This is a genomic window from Plantibacter sp. PA-3-X8 (assembly GCF_003856975.1).
GTDB classification, from domain to species: Bacteria; Actinomycetota; Actinomycetes; order Actinomycetales; family Microbacteriaceae; genus Plantibacter; species Plantibacter auratus.
Map to the genome: position 1 here is coordinate 1,914,685 of NZ_CP033107.1, position 16,377 is coordinate 1,931,061.

Genomic DNA, 16,377 nt, shown 5'->3' on the forward strand with positions numbered 1-16,377 from the left:
AGCGTCAGGCGCGCACGATCGCTGCGCGGTCGCGTCCCCGCGAGACGCGGACGGCCACGGTGACGACGGCCACCACGACCGCGACGACCAGCGCCGTGACCCCGGCTTCGGTCGACAGCAGTTCGCCGGTGAAGCGGCCCACGGCCACCCACGCGAGCCCCCAGCAGAGCGACAGCATGGGGGCGATCCGTCCACGACCGACGACCGCGAGCAGGATCCCGACCGCTCCGGCGACCGCGAGGACGATGATCGCCCAGACACCGGCGGCCGGACCGTCCGCGCTCCCGATCCCGGATCCGACGAGCGCAGCGGTGATGTTCGCCGCCGTCGCGACACACACCCACCCGAGGTAGAGGCCCATCGTGCCGTCCGTGATGATCGCGTCGACCACGCTGGACGGCTTGGTCCGGAGCACGATCACGAAGATGCGGGCCAGGACACCGAGGAGGGCGATGATCACGAACACGCTCAGGATCAGGAAGCCCGCCTGCACCACGAGGATCCACGCCGCGTTCAGCAGCAGGCTCGCCACGACCCAGTAGCCGAGACGACGGTGGCGCTCACGGGTCGTCTGCGAAGGCAGGAACTGCCAGACCGCATAGGCGACGAGCCCGAGGTAGATGATGCTCCAGATGGAGAACGCGGGCCCGTCCGGTGCGATCGGCGTCGACGAGGCGCTCAACGCGCCGTTCGCCGCGTTCTGGACCTGCGTGCCCCCGGCGGCTCCTGACCCGATGTAGGAGCCGATGATCGCGAGGACCGCGCTGACGGCGACGGCGATCTGCCGGACGCGGTCCGCGGTGGTGGGTGAATCGGTGCCGGTCATGACGCATGCCTCCAGAATTGTGCAGCTAGCTGATCAATTCAGCGTACGCCACCGTGGAGCACCTCGCAGGGGCTTGCGCCGGTGCCGCGGAACAGCCTGCTCAGAGGAGCTTGCGCAGCGTCCGCAGGTTGCGTGTGGTGACGTGCGGCTTGAACCGGGCCTTCGAGGACTCCTTCGCGAAGGGGGTGTCGGTGCTCGACCCCTTCGGGACCTCCCAGTAGAGGACGCCGTCGCCGGATGCGACGCGGTCGGGCTGCTCCCCGGCTGCCGCCGAGAACGCGAGGAGGGCGTCGAGTGAGCCCTGCTCGGAGGAGAACATGACGTACGGCTGGACCTGCTCGGCCTCCGGCCAAGGGTAGGCCTCGATGACGTCGGCGAGTGCGCGCTGATGCGTGAGCACGATCCACGCCTCGTAGCCGAAGGCCTCCGCGAGCGACCGCTCGATGCGCCGTTTCAGCGCACCACGTGCATCGTCCGCGGTCTCGCCAGGCTGGTGCTCGGGGTCGTCGAAGACGACGTTGCCGCTCGCGAGGACGGTGCGGACTCCCGAGAACCCGGCCGATCGGAACACCTCGGCGAGGTCGGCGGAGCGGATCGTGACGCCGCCGACGTTGATCCCGCGCAGGAGTGCGATCCAGCTGCCGGCGGGAACCGCGCCGCCGGTCATGACCCGATGCCCGGCTCAGGCGAGGTGGAGCCGTCGAACGCGGCCGCCCGACGCCGCATGGCCGGCGTGACCTCCCGGTGCACCCAGCTGAGGAGGAAGCGTTCGTCCCACGAGCGCGAGCACTTGCCGCAGGAGGTCGCCCGGCTCGGGCGCCGGTGCCGGTAGAGGACATGGCCCGAGGGGCAGGTGCCGACCCACGGGGCGAGTTCGTCGGCCGTCTGGCCCTCGTGGAGCCGCGAGCCCTCGTAGCCGATCTCCTCGGCGACCTTGCGCCACTTGGGTCCGTGCCCGGCGCGCGCCCCGGCGAGGGCGTGCGCGACCTCGTGGAGCAGGATCTGGTGGATCTCGTCGTCGTCGTAGCGTGCCGCGAGATAGCGCGAGACGGTGATCCGCTTCGTCGTGAAGTTGCACAGGCCGGCGCGTCGCTTGGCGTTGTCGAAGCCGAAGGTCCAGACCGTCGGGTCGAGGTGCAGCACGATGAGCGCCTGTGCCCACGCCGTGACCCGACTGAGTTCTGCCATGCCTGGATGGTACTCCCGGCGACCGACACCGGACCGCAGGAGCGGGATGACCCACAGGTGTGGCGGTGAGTCCTCAGCGGGCCGCGAGCGGGGCGAGGGGGAGTTCGACGATCCGGTCGTCCTGGGACCCGGGCGAACCGCGGCCGTCGGTGTTGTTCGTGAGGATCCAGGCGGTCCCCGGCGGGCCGGCCACGACGTCGCGGATCCGTCCGAACTCGCCGACGAGGTAGGGCACCGCGTCGATCACGCCCACGAGCGCGCTGCTCCCCGCCGGCACGTGCACGCCGTCGGTGATGCCGTACAGGCGCTCGCCGCGGAGCGAGGCCATGAAGATCGTGTCGTCGATGATCGCGAGACCGCTCGGGCTCGCGTCCTCCGTGGCCCACTGCGCGACCGGGTCGATCATGCCCTGGGCTCCTGCGACGCCCTCGGCGACCGGCCAGCCGTAGTTGCCGCCGGGGGTGATCCGGTTGAGCTCGTCCCAGGTGTTCTGCCCGAACTCGCTCGCCCACAGGCCGCCGTCGTGATCCCACGCGATGCCCTGCGGGTTGCGATGACCGAGGGAGTAGACGGGCGACCCCGGGAACGGGTTGTCACCTGGCACCGCACCGTCGGGTGTGAGCCGCAGGATCTTCCCGCCGAGGCTGTCCACGTCCTGAGCCAGGCTGCGGTCGCCGGCGTCGCCCGCGGTGGCGTAGAGCATGCCGTCCGGTCCGAACGCGATGCGTCCGCCGTTGTGGTTCCCGGCCCGGGGGATGCCGACGAGGACCTCCTCGACGTCGCCCAGCGCGTACGACCCGGCCGCTCCCGTGAGCGGGAACCGCACGATGCGGTTGTCGGACGACGTCGTCAGGTAGGCGTAGAGCCAGGTTCCCGCGGGCTCCGATCCCGCCGGCGTGAGGACGGCGAGGCCGAGCAGCCCGCCCTCGCCTCCCGCGGCCACCCCGGGGACCACGCCGACCTGCCGCACCGCGCCGCCGCTGACGACCTCGAGGACGTCGCCCGCGTCGCGCTGGCTCACCAGCGTGCTGCCCGAGGCGAGTCGGACCATCGACCAGGGCGCGTCGAGGCCGCCGACGACCGTGGTGGCCTCACCGGTCGGGGCGACCGGTCCGGCGGGGACCGCGGATGTAGGCGTCGACGCGGACGCGCTCGGCGCGGGGGAAGGTGAAAGGGAGGCCGTACCCGGTGATCGTGGCTCCCCGTCGGTGCAGGCCACGAGCGCCAGGGCGGTGGCGGCGAGCAGGGTGGTGAGCGTGGCGGGCGCACGCAGGCCCCGTCGTCGCGGCGTCTGCGTGGTGGCCATGGTCAGCCCTTCGTCTGGAAGATGCCCTGGGCGGGGTTCGGGGAGGGGACGGCGGTCGTGTCCGTGACGACCTGTGCCCCCGCGATGAAGGCGCGCAGCTCGGCGCCCGCCACCGCCTTGGCGGGGTGGGGTCCGGCCGCGAGGAGCCTCGGCAGGAAGTCGAGTGGGAGGGCGGTGTTCGAACCGACGAGGACGACGTTGCCGAAGCGACGGCCCTTGAGGATCTGCGTCTCCGCGAGGGCGGCGACGTGCGACACGGAGTCGGCGAGCGTCGCGGCCTGTCCGCGGGCGAACGCGAGCCCGCGGCCGTCGGCGACGTTCACGACGATGACGCCGGTCGGCGACAGCAGCTCGACCGCCGAGGCGTAGAACTCCGTGCTCGTGACATGGGCCGGCGTGTTGGCGCCGCTGAAGATGTCGACGACGACGAGGTCGACGGTGCCGCGGAGGCCGGGCGGTAGCTTCGCCACGATCTCGCGGGCGTCGCCGTAGCGGACGCGGATCTGGGCGCGCTTCGACCAGGGGAGGTGCTCGCGCACGAGATCGATGAGTTCGCGCTCGAGTTCGACGACCTGCTGCCGCGAGCCCGGCCTCGTCGCCTCCACGTAGCGGGGGAGGGTGAGCGCGCCGGCACCGAGGTGCACCGCCGTGATCGGCTGACCGGGGTCGGCGATCTCGTCGATGATGTGACCGATCCGCTGGATGTACTCGAAGAAGAGCTCCTCGGGCTGATCGAGGTTGACGTGCGACTGCGGCGTGCCGTCGACCACCAGCTGATAGGTGCCCGGCACGAAGCGGTCGGCCTCGATCCTGGCCAGGTATCCGCTGACGCCGAGTCGTACCTGTGCCTCGTCCATACCCCCACCCTAGACTTTCCCGCAGTGGCGGGAGGCGGAGCGGAAGGGGAGCGGCCGTGGCGCAGGTGGACCTCAACAGCGACCTCGGCGAGGTCTGGCGCGGTGTGCCGACCGCCGACGACGACGCCATGTTCGCCCTGATCACGAGCGCGAACGTCGCTTGCGGCTTCCACGCCGGGGACGACGCGTCCATGCGCGACGCCGTCCGCCGCTCGACGGCCCACGGGGTGTCGCTGGGCGCCCATCCGTCCTACCGGGACGAGGCGGGCTTCGGGCGCCGCGACCAGGACGTACCGGCCGAGGTGCTCGAGGCCGAGGTCCTGGAGCAGCTCCGCGCCCTGCAGCGAGCGGTCGACGAGGTCGGCGAGGCCGACGGGGTCGGCGCACGGCTCGCCTACGTGAAGCCGCACGGTGCCCTCTACAACCGGGTCGCACACGACCGGGTCCAGGCGCGGGCGGTCGTCCGAGCGGTGGTCACGGCCTCCGAGGAGCTCGGGCGGTCACTTCCCGTCCTCGGGATGCCCGGCTCCGTGATCGAACAGGAGCTCCTCGCCGCCGGACTCCGCTTCGTCGCGGAGGCCTTCGTCGACCGCGGCTACCGCTCCGACGGTTCGCTCGTCCCGCGCGACGCGCCCGGGGCATTGGTCACCGATGAGACGGTGGCCGTCCGCCGGGCCGTCTCCCTCGCTCTCGACCGACGCATCACCAGCGTCGACGGTGCCGACGTGGAACTCGACGCGGTCTCGCTCTGCGTGCACGGCGACACCCCGGGGGCCGTGTTGCTCGCCACGGCGGTCAGAGCCGCCCTGCTGGACGCCGGCGTCGAACTGGTCGCGCCGTGGTGACCGCGGACACCTCCACCGGACCCGTGCTCCGAGCGATGGGGAAGGAGGCCGTACTCCTCGAACTCGCATCGCTCGAGGACGTCCTGCTCGTGCACCGGGCGCTCGCCGCTTCACGCCCGGCGGGGTTGGTCGACCTCGTCCCGGCAGCCCGGACCGTGCTCGCCGTGACGGACGCGCGGGGCCCGGCGCTCGCCGCGGTGGGGGCCTGGTTGCTCGCGACCGGGGAACGGGTGCTCGCGCCCGGCGTGGGAAGCTCGACCGGCGCTGTCGACGAGGCGGGGAGACGGTCGGACACCGTCATCCAGGTCCGCTACGACGGCCAGGACCTCGCTGAGACCGCGGCGCTGCTCGGCATGGACGCCGACGGTCTCATCGCCTGGCACACCGGTCGAGCGTGGACCGTCGCCTTCAGCGGCTTCGCGCCGGGGTTCGCCTACCTCGTGCCGGAGCGGGAGGACGAGACGATCGGCCCGCCGCTCGAGATCCCGCGTCTGAGCGTGCCGCGGACGACCGTCCCCGCCGGTTCGGTGGCGCTCGCCGGGACGTTCAGCGGCGTCTACCCGCGAGCCTCCCCGGGCGGGTGGCGCATCATCGGGACGACGGACGCCGTGCTGTGGGACGACGCAGCGGATCCACCAGCCCTCCTCGTCCCCGGCGGTCGGGTTCGGTTCGCACAGGTCCGCGCGTGATGGGCGGAACGCTGCTCGTGGAGGCTGCTGGACCGGCGACCACCGTGCAGGACCTGGGTCGACCGGGTGCCGCGGCCCTCGGGGTCAGCCCGTCCGGCGCGCTCGACCGCGGTGCCCTGCGCCTCGCCAACCGTCTCGTCGGCAACCCGGAGGGCCGTGCGGCGCTCGAGGTCGTCCTGGGCCCGTTCGTCGCCGTCCCCGACGTCGACCTCTGGATCGCCGTGACCGGCGCGTGGGGTGCGATCACCGTCGACGGCCGAGCGGTCGACGGACACCACGCCGTCCGCGTGGCGGCCGGTTCCCGGCTCGAACTCGGTGCGGCGACGCACGGGCTGCGGTACGTCCTCGCGGTCCGGGGCGGCTTCGACGGTCCGGAACTGCTCGGCTCGCGGTCGACAGACACCCTGGCCGGCCTCGGCCCGGCACCGGTCGTCGGCGGCGATCGACTCGTCGTCCTCCCCACCCCGCGCCGCCGCGTCCCTCCGCTCGACATCGCCCCCTGGACGCGGCCCGACCCCGGGGAGCGGCTCATACGGGTCTCGCCGGGACCCCGCCGGGACTGGTTCGACGCCGCCTCCCTGCAGCGTCTCGTCGAGCAGTCGTGGAGCGTGACGGCCGACGCCGACCGCATCGGGATCCGCCTCGACGGGACGCCGCTCGAGCGACTCGATCCCGGTCGTGAACTGCCGAGTGAGGGCATGGTCGCCGGGGCGGTCCAGGTGCCGCCGAGCGGTCTGCCGACGATCCTGTCGGCCGACCACCCCGTCACCGGCGGGTATCCGGTCATCGCGGTCGTGCGCGCCGCGGACCGCGACCTCCTGGCGCAACTCCGGCCCGGTCAGCGCCTGCGGTTCGGCGCGGGTTGACGGGAACACCGGGGGCGACGCGGCGGTTATACCGGAAAGTCGAAAACTCGTCAAGGAAAGAGTAGACACGCCGCAGATTCCGGCATATAGTTGTTCTTTGCGCTCCCAGAATCTCTATGCCTTCATATTGCGGTCGGCTGGTGTGCGGGTCCAACCCGCCACATGTTCCTTTCTGGTGAGTAACTCCACTGACGACCAGTAACTCGGCCCCCAACAGGCCTCCGGAGGTTATCCCCTTGGCTGCTGCGCGCAACGCAACCACCAACTCACCCAAGAACGGCCGCGGAGCATCCCGCCTCTCGTTCGCGAAGATCACCGACACGCTCACGGTTCCAGACCTCCTGGCTCTGCAGACCGAGAGCTTCGACTGGCTGGTCGGCAACGACGTGTGGAAGGCACGCGTCGAAGAAGCCACCCAGGCCGGCCGACAGGACCTGCCCACGAAGAGCGGCCTCGACGAGATCTTCGAGGAGATCTCGCCCATCGAGGACCTCGGCGAGACGATGCAGCTCTCCTTCGCCAACCCGTACCTCGAGCCCGAGAAGTACTCCATCGACGAGTGCAAGGAACGCGGCAAGACCTACGCGGCCCCGCTCTACGTCGAGGCCGAGTTCATGAACCACCTCACCGGTGAGATCAAGACCCAGACGGTCTTCATGGGCGACTTCCCGCTCATGACCGAGCGCGGTACCTTCATCATCAACGGCACCGAGCGTGTCGTCGTCTCGCAGCTCGTCCGCAGCCCGGGCGTGTACTTCGAGTCGGCTCAGGAGAAGACCTCCGACAAGGACATCTTCTCCGCTCGCGTCATCCCGAGCCGCGGTGCCTGGCTCGAGTTCGAGATCGACAAGCGCGACCAGGTCGGCGTCCGCATCGACCGCAAGCGCAAGCAGTCCGTCACCGTGTTCCTCAAGGCGCTCGGCATGACGAGCGAGGAGATCCTCGAGGAGTTCAAGGGCTACGAGTCGATCGAGCTCACCCTCGAGAAGGACACGATCCTCACCAAGGAGGACGCGCTCCGCGACATCTACCGCAAGCTCCGTCCGGGCGAGCAGGTCGCAGCCGAGGCCGCGCGTGCGCTCCTCGACAACTTCTACTTCAACTCGAAGCGCTACGACCTTGCGAAGGTCGGCCGGTACAAGATCAACAACAAGCTCGGTCTCGACAAGCCGCTCAGCGACTCCGTCCTGACGACCGACGACATCGTCGCCACGATCAAGTACCTCGTCGCCCTGCACCGCGGCACGGCCACCCTCCCGGGTGTCCGCAACGGCAAGCCCGTCGACCTCCGTCTCGACACGGACGACATCGACAACTTCGGCAACCGTCGCATTCGCGCCGTCGGCGAGCTCATCCAGAACCAGGTCCGCACCGGTCTGTCCCGCATGGAGCGCGTCGTCCGCGAGCGCATGACCACGCAGGACATCGAGGCCATCACGCCGCAGACCCTGATCAACGTGCGCCCCGTCGTCGCCGCGATCAAGGAGTTCTTCGGGACCTCGCAGCTGTCGCAGTTCATGGACCAGAACAACCCGCTCGCGGGCCTGACCCACAAGCGTCGCCTCTCGGCGCTCGGCCCCGGTGGTCTCTCGCGTGAGCGTGCAGGCGTCGAGGTGCGAGACGTCCACCCGTCGCACTACGGCCGCATGTGCCCGATCGAGACCCCGGAAGGCCCGAACATCGGCCTCATCGGTTCGCTCGCATCGTTCGCGCGGATCAACTCGTTCGGTTTCATCGAGACCCCGTACCGTCGCGTCGTCGACGGCCGGGTCACCGAGGACATCGACTACCTGACCGCGATGGAAGAGGACAACTACATCGTCGCGCAGGCCAACGCTCCGCTGAAGAGCGACGGCCACTTCCAGGAGGACCGCGTCCTCGCCCGGAAGAAGGGCGGCGAGGTCGACCTCATCCCGTCCGAGGAGATCGGCTACATGGACGTCTCCCCGCGCCAGATGGTGTCGGTCGCGACCTCCCTCATCCCGTTCCTCGAGCACGACGACGCGAACCGCGCACTCATGGGTGCCAACATGCAGCGTCAGGCCGTCCCGCTCCTCATGTCGGACTCGCCGCTCGTCGGTACCGGTATGGAGGGCTACGCAGCCATCGACGCGGGTGACGTCGTCACCGCCGACAAGGCCGGCGTCGTCCAGGAGGTGTCGGCAGAGTCCGTCACCATCCAGCTCGACGAGGGTGGCACGCAGACCTACTACCTGCGCAAGTTCGACCGCTCCAACCAGGGCACGAGCTACAACAACCGCGTCATCGTCTCCGAGGGTGCACGCATCGAGGCCGGCGAAGTCATCGCCGACGGCCCCGCCACGGAGAACGGCGAGCTCGCGCTCGGCAAGAACCTCCTCGTCGCCTTCATGACGTGGGAGGGTCACAACTTCGAGGACGCGATCATCCTCAGCCAGAACCTGGTGAAGGACGACGTCCTCTCCTCGATCCACATCGAGGAGTACGAGGTCGACGCCCGCGACACCAAGCTCGGCAAGGAGGAGATCACCCGTGATCTCCCGAACGTCAGCCCGGAGCTGCTCAAGGACCTCGACGAGCGCGGCATCATCCGCATCGGTGCCGAGGTCCGCCCCGGCGACATCCTCGTCGGCAAGGTCACGCCGAAGGGTGAGACCGAGCTCTCCGCCGAGGAGCGCCTGCTCCGCGCCATCTTCAACGAGAAGAGCCGCGAAGTCCGCGACACCTCGCTGAAGGTTCCCCACGGTGAAGCCGGCACGATCATCGCCGTCAAGGTGTTCGACGCACAGGACGGCGACGACGAGCTCGGCTCGGGCGTCAACCAGCGTGTGGTCGTCTACATCGCCCAGAAGCGCAAGATCACCGAGGGCGACAAGCTCGCCGGCCGTCACGGCAACAAGGGTGTCATCGCGAAGATCCTGCCCGTCGAGGACATGCCGTTCCTCGAGGACGGCACGCCGGTCGACGTCATCCTCAACCCGCTCGGTATCCCCGGTCGAATGAACTTCGGTCAGGTCCTCGAGATCCACCTGGGGTGGATCGCGAAGCAGGGCTGGAACGTCGAGGGCAAGCCCAGCTGGGCCAAGAAGCTCCCGGCTGCCGCGCACTCGGCCGAGCCGAACACCAAGGTCGCGACCCCGGTGTTCGACGGCGCCTCCGAGGAGGAGATCGCCGGTCTGCTCGACTCGACCAACGTCACCCGTGACGGCGACCGCCTCATCGGTTCCTCCGGAAAGGCCCGTCTGTTCGACGGCCGCTCCGGCGAGCCGTTCCCGGCACCGGTCTCGGTCGGCTACATGTACATCCTCAAGCTGCACCACCTCGTGGACGACAAGATCCACGCGCGTTCGACGGGTCCGTACTCGATGATCACGCAGCAGCCGCTCGGTGGTAAGGCTCAGTTCGGTGGACAGCGCTTCGGTGAGATGGAGGTCTGGGCCCTCGAGGCCTATGGAGCCGCGTACGCGCTCCAGGAGCTCCTGACCATCAAGTCCGACGACATCCTCGGCCGCGTCAAGGTGTACGAGGCCATCGTCAAGGGCGAGAACATCCAGGAGCCGGGTATCCCCGAGAGCTTCAAGGTGCTCATCAAGGAGATGCAGTCGCTGTGCTTGAACGTCGAGGTCCTCTCGGCCGACGGCACCGCGGTGAGCCTGCGCGACACCGACGACGACGCGTTCCGCGCCGCCGAGGAGCTCGGGATCAACATTTCCTCCAGGTTCGAGTCGTCGTCCATCGACGAGATCTAAGCCTGACCACTGTAGAGACTGACGAAACCTTTCATAGGAGATACATTGCTCGACGTCACAACTTTTGACGAGCTTCGCATTGGTCTGGCCACCGCAGACGACATCCGTGCCTGGTCGCACGGAGAGGTCAAGAAGCCCGAGACCATCAACTACCGCACCCTCAAGCCCGAGAAGGACGGTCTGTTCGGTGAGCAGATCTTCGGTCCTTCCCGCGACTGGGAGTGCGCCTGCGGCAAGTACAAGCGGGTCCGCTTCAAGGGCATCGTGTGCGAGCGCTGCGGTGTCGAGGTCACGAAGTCGTCGGTGCGCCGTGAGCGCATGGGCCACATCGAACTCGCCGCCCCGGTCACGCACATCTGGTACTTCAAGGGTGTCCCCTCGCGCCTCGGCTACCTGCTGGACATGGCGCCCAAGGACCTCGAGAAGGTCATCTACTTCGCGGCCTACATGGTCATCGATGTGGACGAGGACGCACGTCACCAGGACATGCCCGGCCTTGAGAACGAGCTCCGTCTCGAGATCAAGACGCTCGGCGACCAGCGCGACTCGCGCATCGCAGACCGCCTGAAGAAGCTCGAGGACGACCTCGTCGCCCTCGAGGAGGAAGGCGCCAAGAGCGAGCAGAAGCGTCGCACCAAGGACGCCGCTGAGAAGGAGATGAGCCAGACCCGCAAGTCCTACGACGAGCAGATCGCTCACCTCGAGCGCGTCTGGGAGGACTTCCGCAACCTCAAGGTCGGCGACCTCAAGCCCGAGGACTCCGTGTTCCACGAGCTGCAGGACCGCTTCGGCCTGTACTTCGAGGCCTACATGGGTGCCGAGGCGGTCAAGAAGCGCCTGCTGTCCTTCGACCTCGCGGCCGAGTCCGAGCTGCTCCACCACCAGATCGCGGAGGGCAAGGGTCAGAAGAAGATCCGCGCCATCAAGCGTCTGCGCGTGGTTAACTCGTTCCTCATCACCGGCAACTCGCCGGCCGCGATGGTCCTCGACGTGGTCCCGGTCATCCCGCCGGAGCTCCGCCCGATGGTGCAGCTCGACGGTGGCCGCTTCGCGACCTCCGACCTCAACGACCTCTACCGTCGTGTGATCAACCGCAACAACCGTCTGCGTCGTCTGCTCGACCTCGGGGCTCCCGAGATCATCGTCAACAACGAGAAGCGGATGCTGCAGGAGGCCGTCGACGCACTGTTCGACAACGGTCGTCGTGGTCGCCCCGTCACCGGTACCGGCAACCGTGCCCTGAAGTCCCTCAGCGACATGCTGAAGGGGAAGCAGGGTCGATTCCGCCAGAACCTGCTCGGCAAGCGCGTCGACTACTCGGGCCGTTCGGTCATCATCGTCGGCCCGCAGCTGAAGCTGCACCAGTGTGGTCTGCCCAAGCAGATGGCGCTGGAGCTCTTCAAGCCGTTCGTCATCAAGCGCCTGATCGACCTGAGCCACGCTCAGAACATCAAGGCCGCGAAGCGCATGGTCGAGCGCAGCCGTCCCGAGGTCTGGGACGTGCTGGAGGAGATCATCCGCGAGCGTCCCGTGCTGCTGAACCGTGCGCCAACGCTGCACCGTCTCGGCATCCAGGCGTTCGAGCCTCAGCTCGTCGAGGGCAAGGCCATCCAGCTGCACCCGCTCGTCTGTGCCGCGTTCAACGCGGACTTCGACGGTGACCAGATGGCTGTCCACCTCCCGCTCTCCGTCGAGGCCCAGGCCGAGGCGCGCATCCTGATGCTCGCGTCGAACAACATCCTGAAGCCGTCCGACGGCCGCCCGGTCACCCTGCCCACGCAGGACATGATCATCGGCCTCCACCACCTGACCACCCTCAAGGAGGGTGTCGAGGGTGAGGGCCGTGCCTTCTCGTCCGTCGCCGAGGCCATCCTCGCGAAGGACCAGGGCTCGCTCGACCTCAACGCCAAGGTGCGCATCCGTCTGACCGACGTGACGTTCGCCGAGGGCACGGGTCCCGAGGGCTACGAGGGCTGGGGTGTCGCACTCGTCGAGACGACCCTCGGTCGCGCACTCTTCAACGAGGCGCTGCCGGCGGACTACCCCTACGTGGAAGACGTGGCGGACAAGGGCAAGCTGTCCTCGATCGTCAACGACCTCGCGGAGCGGTACCCGAAGACGGTCGTCGCCGCCACGCTCGACAACATCAAGGACGCCGGTTTTCACTGGGCGACGCGTTCCGGTGTGACCGTTGCGCTCAGCGACGTCCTGACCCCGCCGAACAAGCGCGAGATCGTGCAGGGCTACGAGAAGCAGGCCGCCAAGGTCCAGAGCCAGTTCGACAAGGGTCTGACCACGGATGCCGAGCGTCGTCAGGAGCTCATCAAGATCTGGACGGAGGCCACCGAGAAGGTCGCCGAGGCCATGCGCGCGAACTTCCCGGCGGACAACACCATCAACCGCATGGTGTCGTCGGGTGCTCGTGGTAACTGGCTGCAGATCCGCAACATCGCGGGTATGCGAGGCCTGGTGAACAACCCGAAGGGTGAGATCATCCCTCGCCCGATCATCTCCTCCTACCGTGAGGGCCTGTCGGTCGCGGAGTACTTCATCGCGACCCACGGTGCTCGTAAGGGTCTGGCCGACACGGCGCTCCGTACCGCCGACTCGGGATACCTCACGCGTCGTCTCGTCGACGTCTCGCAGGATGTCATCATCCGCGAAGACGACTGCGGCACGACCAAGGGTCTCGAGCTCGCGATCGCGAACGCCGACAGCTCGGGTGAGCTCGTGCGCGACCCGAACGTGGAGAACTCCGTGTTCGCCCGTTCGCTGGCCGCTGCCGCGGTCAACCCGAAGGGTGAGGTCGTCGCCGAGGCCGGCGAGGACGTCGGTGACGTGCTCATCGACAAGCTCGTCTCCGCGGGTGTCGAGAACATCAAGGTGCGCTCGGTCCTGACCTGCGAGTCGACCGTCGGTGTGTGTGCAGCCTGCTACGGCCGCTCGCTCGCCACGGGCAAGCTCGTCGACATCGGCGAGGCCGTCGGCATCATCGCGGCCCAGTCGATCGGTGAGCCCGGTACCCAGCTGACGATGCGTACCTTCCACACGGGTGGTTCGGCATCGGCGGACGACATCACGCAGGGTCTGCCCCGCGTGCAGGAGCTGTTCGAGGCTCGTACCCCCAAGGGTGCGACCCCGATCGCCGAGGCCGCCGGTCGCATCACGATCGACGAGAACGACAAGGCTCGTAAGGTCATCCTGACGCCCGACAACGGCGACGAGCCGGTCGTCTACCCGGTGCTGAAGCGTGCGGTCCTCCTCGTCGAGGACGGACAGCACGTCGAGCTCGGTCAGAAGATCCACGTCGGTGCGGTCGACCCCAAGGAGGTCCTGCGCGTGCAGGGCGTCCGCGAGGTCCAGAAGCACCTCGTCGGTGGCGTCCAGGGCGTGTACCGCTCGCAGGGTGTCCCGATCCACGACAAGCACATCGAGGTCATCGTGCGCCAGATGCTGCGGAAGGTGACCGTCGTCGACCACGGCGACACCGACCTGCTGCCCGGTGAGCTCGTCGACCGCCTGCGCTACGCCGAGCTCAACCGCTCGGCCGTGTCGGAGGGTCGTCGCACCGCATCGGCTCGCCAGGAGGTCATGGGTATCACCAAGGCGTCCCTCGCGACCGAGTCGTGGCTGTCGGCCGCTTCCTTCCAGGAGACCACGCGTGTCCTCACGCAGGCCGCCATGGAAGGCAAGAGCGACCCGCTGGTCGGCCTCAAGGAGAACGTCATCATCGGTAAGCTCATCCCGGCCGGTACCGGCCTGGCGCGCTACCGCAACGTGACGGTCGAGGCGACCGAGGAGGCGAAGGCGGAGCGTTACCCGAACCGCATCTTCGGTGAGGACGGCGCGTTCAACGAGTCCGACCTGAGCTTCGTCGACTTCGACAGCTTCAGCTCCGACGACTTCACCCCCGGTAACTACAACTAGGGCTGAACGACTCACCCGGAGGGCCCGTCCCGATCGTTTCTCGATCGGGACGGGCCCTCCGTCGTTCGCTCGCCCATTCCTGGGCGAGCGAATGCCCGTTCGCCCCGGAATGGGCGAACGAATCGGGCATCGGTGAGTTGTGTGGCGGGTCTCTGCACGACATGCTGGTCCGATGAGTGATCAGCCCGAGCAGCCCACCGGCCAGTTCCAGCCGCTGGAGCCGGACGCGACCCCGGTGCAGCCGGACGTCCGCTACGGCGCTCCGGCACCCAGGCGGAAGCGCAATCCGGTCGTGATCGGCTTGAGCGTGCTCGCCGGCGTGCTGGCGATCGCGCTCATCGTCGTCATCGGGCTCCTGGTCGTCGGCCCGGGCGGCACCCCCGCCGCCGACTCGACCCGTACACCGAGTGCGACGGCGACCGCCGGCTCCACTCCTGCTCCGACCACGACGGACACCGCTGAGACCCCTGCTGCACCGGTGCGTCCGACCGAATGCACGCAGCTCTTCCCCGCCGACTACATCGACTCACTCACCGCAGACGGCTTCCTCGCCTTGAACCCGGAATGGTCACTGCCGGAACTCGCCACCGACTTCTTCGGTTCGAACGACAGCGCCCTCGTGGCCGTGATCTCGTCGAACACCGACCGTCTGAACTGTGCCCTGGTGAAGGCGAGCGGTGGCGGCGACGTCGGCATCACCACCAATCTCCTCTCCATCGACGCTGCGACCCAGGCGTCGGTGATCGCGCGGATGAACGAGGCAGGCTTCACCTGCTCCGAGGAGACCGGCGGAACGATGTGCTTCACCGAGGTCTCGGAGGACGCCGGAACGTACGGCGAACGTCACTTCGTGCGGGACGGTACCTGGATCGCCACGCGCTGGTCGAACACGAACATCAGCGGCTGGACCCAGGCGATCGTCTCCACGCTCTTCCCCGCCTGACCCCGGCGTCCCGTTCGCAATTCAGGACGGGTCCGGCGCGTCCCGCTCGAACGAGTGTGAGCGGGGCCGACATGCCGATGACGTCCTGAGTTGTGAACCGAGCGGGCGGCTAGGCGATGCTCCAGTAGTACACGGAGGCGCCGGGGTGGATGACGGTGATCGCCTCGTCGACGGTTCGGTAGTCGGTGTCGTCGGTGTGCCCCGCGTAGTACACCTGGGTGCCGGCGTCCGTGGTCTCGACCTTGGACACGATGCCCGTGTGGTCGCGGTCGCCGCTGTTGTCCCAGTCGAACTGCACGATGTCGCCGACCTTCACCTGGTCGCGCTGGGTGTCGTCGAGGGCGGTGGCGAGCTCGGGGTGCTCCTCGACGTAGTTCATGAAGAACGTCGAGCTGACCCAGGCCTTCGAGAAGTCGAAGTCGTCGCCGGTCCCCTCGGCCCGCCAGTCCTCGTCCATCGTCCACCCGCGTTCCAGCAGACTCTGGCTGGCGAAGTTCGCGCAGTCGGTGTCGACCAGTGAGCCGTATTCAGCGAGGTTGTAGTCGTTCCAGTGCGTGAACACGTAGGCCATCTGCGCGTCGACGGGGCTCGTGATGTCGTAGCTGTAGCTCAGCGCATCACCGTCGACCCGGAGATCGTCCGCGTAGACGGCGATGCCGACGTCGGCGGGGGAGAAGCCGGTGGCTGCCGGCACGGCGACGGTCACCTCGGTGCTCGTCGCCGACAGGATCCGGGCTTCCTCCTCGCCGAACACGACGCGGGTCACGCCGTCCACATCGACACCGCTCACGGTCAGGGTGCTCCCGCCTGCGACGGATCCGGTCGTGGCGGAGATCGCGGTGACCGCCGTGGCGTTGACCGTGGAGGCCGGGACCGTGGACGTCGTCCCGTCCAGAGCCTGCGCGGCCGGCTCGGATCCGGTCGCTTCGGAGTGCTGCAGCGCGATCGGGGTGATCACCGCGGTGGCGAGGAGCAGGACGGCTCCGGCAGCGGTACCGGCGACCACGCGTCGCCCGCGCAGGGGGAGGGCGCGGTAGCGAGCGGAGAGCCGACCGAACGGGGAACGGTCGTCGGCGTGACGGGCGTGGGGGAGTTGCTCGGGCATGGGGCCTTTCCGGGGGATGCGCCGTGGGGGCTCGGCGTCGCGGGATCGGCAGTGATCCGACAGATCTGTTAGAACTCCCACTCAACCGCGCGGAGCT

12 protein-coding genes are annotated in these 16,377 nt (G+C 68.5%); 6 read left to right on the plus strand and 6 right to left on the minus strand.

Translation table 11 applies throughout. The features are described 5' to 3' along the window. Positions 1-4 precede the first annotated feature (4 nt). From EAO79_RS09100 to EAO79_RS09120, 5 genes are all read right to left on the minus strand, one after another. Positions 5-826: a TspO/MBR family protein gene (locus EAO79_RS09100; protein ID WP_124768791.1), complete on the minus strand. Its 822-nt coding sequence runs from the start codon at positions 824-826 to the stop codon at positions 5-7. Positions 827-926: 100 nt separating this feature from the next. Then, on the minus strand, positions 927-1,493 hold the full coding sequence (locus EAO79_RS09105) for a DUF1697 domain-containing protein (protein ID WP_206428313.1): 567 nt from the start codon (positions 1,491-1,493) through the stop codon (positions 927-929). Continuing rightward, positions 1,490-2,014, minus strand: a complete 525-nt coding sequence (locus EAO79_RS09110) for a SprT-like domain-containing protein (RefSeq protein WP_079705233.1) — start codon at positions 2,012-2,014, stop codon at positions 1,490-1,492. The genes EAO79_RS09105 and EAO79_RS09110 overlap by 4 nt, the downstream gene beginning before the upstream one ends. A gap of 73 nt (positions 2,015-2,087) precedes the next feature. Continuing rightward, complete coding sequence (locus EAO79_RS09115; protein WP_124768792.1) at positions 2,088-3,320, minus strand: sorbosone dehydrogenase family protein; 1,233 nt, start codon at positions 3,318-3,320, stop codon at positions 2,088-2,090. A 2-nt stretch (positions 3,321-3,322) separates the two neighbouring features. After that, a complete protein-coding gene (locus EAO79_RS09120; protein WP_071259566.1) occupies positions 3,323-4,177 on the minus strand; it encodes a spermidine synthase in 855 nt (284 codons plus the stop codon). Between the two features lie 56 nt (positions 4,178-4,233). On the opposite strand from EAO79_RS09120, the gene EAO79_RS09125 reads away from it, so the two are divergent. From EAO79_RS09125 to EAO79_RS09150, 6 genes are all read left to right on the plus strand, one after another. Then, the gene (locus EAO79_RS09125) at positions 4,234-5,022 is read left to right on the plus strand and encodes a LamB/YcsF family protein (RefSeq protein WP_124768793.1); all 789 of its coding nucleotides are present in this window, start codon (positions 4,234-4,236) and stop codon (positions 5,020-5,022) included. Further along, positions 5,016-5,711: an allophanate hydrolase subunit 1 gene (locus EAO79_RS09130; RefSeq protein ID WP_241161029.1), complete on the plus strand. Its 696-nt coding sequence runs from the start codon at positions 5,016-5,018 to the stop codon at positions 5,709-5,711. Before EAO79_RS09125 ends, EAO79_RS09130 begins: the two co-directional genes overlap by 7 nt. Continuing rightward, positions 5,711-6,577 (plus strand): biotin-dependent carboxyltransferase family protein, encoded by an 867-nt coding sequence (locus EAO79_RS09135; protein WP_124768794.1) that lies wholly within the window; start codon positions 5,711-5,713, stop codon positions 6,575-6,577. The genes EAO79_RS09130 and EAO79_RS09135 overlap by 1 nt, the downstream gene beginning before the upstream one ends. 236 nt (positions 6,578-6,813) lie before the next feature. Then, positions 6,814-10,305, plus strand: a complete 3,492-nt coding sequence (gene rpoB / locus EAO79_RS09140) for a DNA-directed RNA polymerase subunit beta (protein WP_079705237.1) — start codon at positions 6,814-6,816, stop codon at positions 10,303-10,305. 45 nt (positions 10,306-10,350) lie between these two features. After that, positions 10,351-14,232, plus strand: a complete 3,882-nt coding sequence (locus EAO79_RS09145; RefSeq protein ID WP_124768795.1) for a DNA-directed RNA polymerase subunit beta' — start codon at positions 10,351-10,353, stop codon at positions 14,230-14,232. Positions 14,233-14,404: 172 nt separating this feature from the next. Further along, positions 14,405-15,175: a hypothetical protein gene (locus EAO79_RS09150; RefSeq protein WP_124768796.1), complete on the plus strand. Its 771-nt coding sequence runs from the start codon at positions 14,405-14,407 to the stop codon at positions 15,173-15,175. A 109-nt stretch (positions 15,176-15,284) separates the two neighbouring features. On the opposite strand, the gene EAO79_RS09155 is transcribed toward EAO79_RS09150, so the two are convergent. After that, positions 15,285-16,280: an amidase domain-containing protein gene (locus EAO79_RS09155; RefSeq protein ID WP_124768797.1), complete on the minus strand. Its 996-nt coding sequence runs from the start codon at positions 16,278-16,280 to the stop codon at positions 15,285-15,287. Positions 16,281-16,377 lie beyond the last annotated feature (97 nt).